7 protein-coding genes are annotated in these 5,725 nt (G+C 71.2%); 4 read left to right on the top strand and 3 right to left on the bottom strand.

Features of this window, described 5'->3' with window-relative positions:
• Nucleotides 1–1,215, top strand: a 1,215-nt coding sequence (locus IJH84_RS19625) for an L-tyrosine/L-tryptophan isonitrile synthase family protein (protein ID WP_295147258.1), incomplete at its 5' end; no start/stop codon positions are given.
• Between the two features lie 325 nt (nt 1,216–1,540).
• Here IJH84_RS19625 and IJH84_RS19620 read toward each other — a convergent pair.
• Complete coding sequence (locus IJH84_RS19620; RefSeq protein ID WP_295147255.1) at nt 1,541–1,879, bottom strand: hypothetical protein; 339 nt, start codon at nt 1,877–1,879, stop codon at nt 1,541–1,543.
• Between the two features lie 13 nt (nt 1,880–1,892).
• Complete coding sequence (locus IJH84_RS19615; RefSeq protein ID WP_233626543.1) at nt 1,893–2,177, bottom strand: hypothetical protein; 285 nt, start codon at nt 2,175–2,177, stop codon at nt 1,893–1,895.
• Between the two features lie 281 nt (nt 2,178–2,458).
• Here IJH84_RS19615 and IJH84_RS19610 point away from each other — a divergent pair, with 281 nt between their 5' ends.
• The 3 genes from IJH84_RS19610 (at nt 2,459) to IJH84_RS19600 (ending at nt 5,202) form a co-directional block, all read left to right on the top strand.
• Nucleotides 2,459–3,766 carry a helix-turn-helix transcriptional regulator gene (locus IJH84_RS19610; protein WP_233626545.1) on the top strand — a complete coding sequence of 436 codons (1,308 nt, stop codon included), beginning with the start codon at nt 2,459–2,461 and terminating at the stop codon, nt 3,764–3,766.
• Between the two features lie 79 nt (nt 3,767–3,845).
• Complete coding sequence (locus IJH84_RS19605; protein WP_295147249.1) at nt 3,846–4,754, top strand: phosphotransferase family protein; 909 nt, start codon at nt 3,846–3,848, stop codon at nt 4,752–4,754.
• A 163-nt stretch (nt 4,755–4,917) separates the two neighbouring features.
• Nucleotides 4,918–5,202, top strand: a complete 285-nt coding sequence (locus tag IJH84_RS19600) for a hypothetical protein (protein WP_295147246.1) — start codon at nt 4,918–4,920, stop codon at nt 5,200–5,202.
• A 181-nt stretch (nt 5,203–5,383) separates the two neighbouring features.
• Here IJH84_RS19600 and IJH84_RS19595 read toward each other — a convergent pair.
• Nucleotides 5,384–5,725: copper resistance protein CopC (locus IJH84_RS19595; protein WP_295147243.1), on the bottom strand; the 342-nt coding region annotated here is incomplete at its 5' end.

The raw sequence follows: 5,725 nt of genomic DNA, 5'->3' as shown, positions 1-5,725 counted from the left end.
GACCGCGCCGCCGACCGCCTCGCGAGCAGCGCGCGCAGCACCTTCGCGCTCGACGAACCCGGAACGCAGGAGCAGCGGGTGGAACGCACCTTGCGGGCGCTGCACCACGTGCTCACCCGCAAGCAGTTCCGCAAGGGGGCGCGCGCGAACTACCAGGTGGCCGACCTGCGCCGCGACGCCGAACCGTTCGTGCGCGGCGACCAGCCGATCGACGTGGTGCTGCTGGGCTTCCCGGTCAAGCAGCACCTGAACGGGCTGAAGGCCTCCGGGCCGCTGCCGGACCTCGCCGAACTGGGCTCGCTGCTGCGGCTGCGGGAGATGCACCGGGCGGCGAGCGCTGTGCATCCGCCGGGGCTGCGGTTCCGCATCCTCACCGACGGCAGGCACTTCCGGCCGCGGCCGGCGTCGATCACCGGTGCCTACGTCCGGAAGCTGCGGGAGTACGCCGAACTGGCAGGCATCGCCGAGGCTTGCGCGATCGAAGAGGTGGACGCGGCCGCGGCACGAAGGATCGGCGGCGACCTGACCGCCGAACGCGCGGTCCGCGCCGCCCGCTACCGGCGGCTGCTCACCGAGGCGTTGCGGGGCCTGGACATCACCGACGACCCGCTGCGCACCTTGGACAGCGCGCACGCGCGAGCGTCCGAAGTGGACGATTCGGTGGCGCCCGCGCTGGTGTTGTTCCGGGAAATGCTGATGTCGCTGGTGTACTCGGTGCCGCTGCCGGTGCCCTCCGGGATGCGGCGCGGCACCTGGGCGCGGCTGGTGTATTCGGACGTCTACGACCTCGCGGGCAGCGCGGTGCCGCCCGCGGTGCGGCAGGCGCGCGCGGACGTCCTGCGCCGAGCCTGGCACATCGTGATCCGCTACCTGGCCACGCTGCGGGTCGACGAGGAACTCGGGTACGAGGAGATGTTCCCGAACCGGATCCGCCTCACCGTCAGCGCCGCGCGCCGCGGGCGGTGCGGGTTCACCTACCTCGGCGGTTCCGGCCTGTTGCCGTGGCAGGGGACGGGGGCGGTGGATGCGCGCGGAACGGTGGGTGCGGACTTCGCGGTTTCCTTGCAGGACCAGGGATTCGTGCCGGTCTACTCCGCGCTGCTCGGGCCGCGCCAACCGTGGTTCGCGGTGCCCGCCGGGTGCACCGTTCCCGGGCGCGGGGAGGTGCGGCTCGATCCCGAACTGGTCGCGCGGGCGCGGCTGCGGCGCAAGTAGCGCGTGGTCGTGCGAATAGAAAGGCCCCGGCGCCCATCCGGGGAAACGGACGCCGGGGCCCCTCGTCCACTCCGGTCCCCTTCGGGGATAGGGGACCGGAGCCGTTGGAATCCGCGAACCGGTACCGGTCGGGGGAGGGGAGTTGCTCAGCACCGGCCCGCGGAAGACTGGGATGGCCACTGGGGAGTTTTTCCTACGTGGTGGCCGGCGACCACGCCGTGGTCGGGGGAGCACGGCGGAGTGCGCCGGCCACCAGGCGGTTGCTCGGCGGCGATCCGGTTCGGGGAGGGAGTGGTGCTGACCGGACCGCGCCGAGGCCGCCGGCCTAGGGCACCGGCGCGGCCGGGCGCAGCTCGTGCGCCGGGCGCTGGTGCCTGGCGGGACGGGGTGCGAGGGCACCGGCGACCAGGTGCTCGTAGGCCGAGCGCCACACCGAGCACGGTGCGCTGCGGGGGCGCCATCGGGTCGAGCACTCCGTGCAGTTGCCCTTGTCGTCGGTGTCGTGAGCGGCCAGCAGCGTTCGCCACCCCTCGGTCAGCCGAGGGAGCTCGGAACGCGCCGCGGACAGCAGGGACGGGGCGTCCGCGCGGTTCGCCAGCTCGCTCAGCACGTCGAGCCGCTCCCACACCGCGTTGCGCAGCACCTGACCCAATACCTCGTCCACCGAAACGTCACCGTCACTCTCTCGCCTGCTCAGCGGCCTTCCGCAGTGCGTTGCTCAACTCGCCGACTCCGTCGGTCGACAGCACCACGGTGCGGCCGGGCGGTCCGACGAGAACCACCCTGTCCCGGTTGACCAGCACGGTGAGGTAGCGGCGGATGTGCAGCACGTCGCGGCACAGCACCCGCCACCAACGGCGGCGGCCGGCGGTTCCGGACTCCGGTCCGGCCTGCGCGGGCACCGGGACGCTGCCGGTGGGCTCCGCGCCGGACCGCGGGTCCGACTCCTTGATGCCGTCCACTGCCGATCGGGTTCCTCTCCGTACTCGGTTGCTTACCGATGACTAGATTGGAACGGGTCGGCCGCGGGCGGTAGCGGGTAGGCGACGACCGGCCCGACCGCGACGACGAACGGTCGGCGGAGTTCACCTCGGCCGATCACCTTTGCCGAATCGCACTTCACCGCTTTGTCGAAGTGCCCTTACTCTGCGATCGACGCCCGTGCAGAGCGTGAGGGGTCTAAATGAACACCATCGGTTCGAACGGCTCGCTCGTTACACCCGACGTGTGGAACGAGCGAAGGATGCGGGACGCGTTGGCGGCCCGGAACGTCAGCGAGATCTACCGGCAACTGCGCCGGGTCGGCGTTTCGCAGCGCCAGATCGCCGCATCGACGGGCCAGTCGCAGTCCGAGGTGTCCGAGATCCTCAAGGGTCGCCAGGTCATGGCCTATGACGTGCTGGCCCGCATCGCCGACGGGCTCGGAATACCGAGGGGGTACATGGGCCTCGCCTATGACGGGGCGACGGCGATGAGGGTCGCGAACTCCAGCGACCCCCAGGCTGAGGAGGACGAGTCGGTGAAGCGTCGGAAATTCCTGTCCCACGCCGCGGCGGTGACCATGGGGGCAGCGGTCTTCGGTGCCGAGGAGAGCACCTGGGTGCCGAGCAATGTGCAGACGCCGGCCCCGGGGCGCATCGGCATGACCGACGTGCAGCAGATCCAGGCGGCGACCAAGGCGTTACGCGACCTGGACTACCGCTACGGCGGCGGCACCTGCCGGGACGCCGTGGTCGCCCAGCTTTCCTGGGCGCAGCAGCTGCTGGATGCGAACGCATCCGACCAGGTCAAGCAGAAGCTCTACGTGTCGCTGGCGGACATGCACAGCCTCGCCGGGTGGACTTCGTTCGACACCGGGCTGCTGGATCCGGCGCGCGGGCACTTCGGCAAGGCGCTGGAGTTCGCCAAGCAGGCCGAGGACGACAGCCTGGTGGCCAGCGTGCTGTACCGGATGGGCCGCGTCTACCTGCACTACCAGGAGCCGAACGAGGCGCTGAAGCTGTTCCAGCTCGGCCAGATCGCCGCGCAGGAGTCCGGTTCGGCGCTGACCGTCGCGGTGCTGTGCGCGAACGAGGCCTGGGCCTACGGCATGTTGAACAAGCCCGACCAGGTGCAGAAGATGGTCGGCCGCACCAAGGACGAGTTCGCCCGCGCGAACGTCACCGAGGCGCCGGACTGGGTGCGGTTCTTCAACGAGAACGACCTGCACGGGATGATCGGCTCCGCGCACGACGCGCTGGCCGTGTTCGACCCGGACCGGTACGCACCGCTGGCGGTGGCCGAGACGATCAAGTGCAACGAGGCGTACGGCGCGGACATGCAGCGCACGCACGTGTTCGGGCTGAGCTTGCAGGCCACCAACCACATCCGGGCCGGCGACCTGCAGCAGGGCATCAAGGTCGGGCGGCAGGCGCTGCAGATCGGCGAGCGGGTCAAGTCGGCCCGGGTCGCCGACCGGATCAAGCCGCTGCAGGTGGAGGCGGGCAAGCACCGGATGAACTCCGATGCCCGGGACCTGTCCGAAGAGATCCGCCGGTTCCGCGAGACGTGAGTCCGGTGAGCGCGGGGCCGCCGCCCCGGGAGCAGGCCGCTGCGGCGGCGGTGCGCGGCCGCACTCCGAGGGGTTCTCGATGACGTCGCGCACCCGTGCCGCGGAAGGCCGCTACACCCGGCCGAAGCTGGCGATGGCGCTGGCGGAGATCTGCGCCGCCGCGGGGTTGGACCCGCGCGGGGCGAAGCTGGTGCGGTTCGTCAACAACGGGGTGTTCCTGCTGCGGGAGCATCCGGTGATCGTGCGGATCGTGCTGGCTCCGTCGTTCTCCTACCGCGCGGTCAACGTCGTGGAGGCCGGTCGCGTGCTGGCCGAGCACCAGGTGCCCGCGGTGCGGCTGCTGCCGGGAGTTGCGCAGCCGGTGCGCGCGGGAGGGCATCTGGCGACGCTGTGGCAGGCGGTGCCGGAGGCCGGCCCGGCGCCGGGCGGTAGCGACCTGGGCGGGTTGCTGCGGCAGGTGCACGCGCTGTCGGTGCCGTCCACGTTGCCCGAATGGCGCCCGATGGAAGACGTGCGCAGGCGCATCGCGGACGCGGAGGAGCTGGACGCCGCCGACTGCGCGTTCCTGCAGCACTACTGCGACGACGTCGAGGAGCGGTTGGGACGGCTGGAGTTCCCGCTGGCCCGCTCGGTGGTGCACGGCGACGCGCACCTCGGCAACCTGATCGCAGGTCCGGAGGGGCCGCTGCTGTGCGATCTGGATTCGTTGTGCGCTGGGCCGCCGGAGTGGGACCTCACGCCGATGGCGGTCGGCATGTTGCGGCTCGGCGCACCGCCGGAGCGCTACCGGGAGCTGGCCGCGGTCTACGGCTTCGACGTGACGGCTTGGCCGGGCTTCCAGGTGTTGCGCGACCTGCGCGAGCTGAAGATCACGGCCAGCGTGCTGCCGATCCTGCGCAGCAATCCGGGTGTGCGGGAGCAGCTGCGGATCCGGCTGCGTTCGATGCGCGAGGGTGATCGCACGGTGCAGTGGGAGCCGTATCGCTAGGAAGTTGATACGTACGATCGGGCGAACTTTGTCGACCCAGGTTGTTCGTGCGGTGATTCTTGGTGAAAGACGTGACCCTGGCGTGGTAGTCAGACGTGGATGTCGGCGGCTGTTGGGGGGCCGAGTGGACGGATCGAGCGGAAGGGCCGCATGGCTGCGGCGGATGGGCCGGAAGGTGACGCTGCGCGGCCGCAAGGCGCTGCATTCCGCGCGGGTGCTGGACGACGTGGTGGACACCGAGGTCGGGCTGGTGCCCGGGCTGAGCGAGCAGGCGCGGCAGCGCGCCGTGGATCACCTGGCCGAGCTGGTGATGCTCAGCCACGCTTACCGGATCTATGCCGATGGCCGGATCAGCCGGCGTGAGCTCGCGCGGCGCGGGCGCGGTGCCGTGGGGCGGCTGGAGACGCTGCAGATGCCGACCGCCCAGCAACTCACCGAGCGCGAATGACCGTTCGGCGACAGGGCACGAATTTTCGCATCGCGGAAGAATCGGGTCCGATTCGGCGCGGCTGAAGCTCTGCGCGCCTGCCGGGGCCGCCGATGATCGCACGGTTCGCGGCGCAGTGCTCGACTCTAGTTCGCGCTGCGCCGCGTCATACCGCCGAACGTGCCAGTCGGAGCCCGGCGGATCAGCCCTCGTCGGTCGGCTTGCCCAGCCGCAGCGCCAGCACCAGCCCGGCGATGACCAGCACGACCGCACCCGCGATCCACGGCCAGATCGGCATCGCGCCGCCGGAGTGCTGCTGCGACCCGTCCGCGGCGGCCGGTGGCGGGGCCGGGGTGCCGCCGCCGGGTTCGGTGAGCGTGAACGACACCTTGCCGGGCACCGGATGTCCGTCGTTGGACAGCACCCGGTACGCCACGGTGTAGCGCCCGGCCGGCCCAAGCTCCCGTACCGGAGCCGTGACCGCGTTGCCTTCCACCCGCACCTGGCCGTCCGTCCAGTGCGTGTTGTCCGGGCCCACCACGGT

This window comes from Saccharopolyspora sp. (assembly GCF_017434145.1).
In the GTDB taxonomy this organism is placed as follows: Bacteria; Actinomycetota; Actinomycetes; order Mycobacteriales; family Pseudonocardiaceae; genus Saccharopolyspora_C; species Saccharopolyspora_C galaxeae.
This window is presented reverse-complemented; position numbering and strand designations above follow the sequence as displayed.

Bases quoted from the DNA above. Each gene is read 5' to 3' on its own strand.
- IJH84_RS19610 (WP_233626545.1), top strand. From the start codon at position 2,459: ATGCGGGACGCGTTGGCGGCCCGGAACGTCAGCGAGATCTACCGGCAA.
- IJH84_RS19605 (WP_295147249.1), top strand. From the start codon at position 3,846: ATGACGTCGCGCACCCGTGCCGCGGAAGGCCGCTACACCCGGCCGAAG.
- IJH84_RS19600 (WP_295147246.1), top strand. From the start codon at position 4,918: ATGGGCCGGAAGGTGACGCTGCGCGGCCGCAAGGCGCTGCATTCCGCG.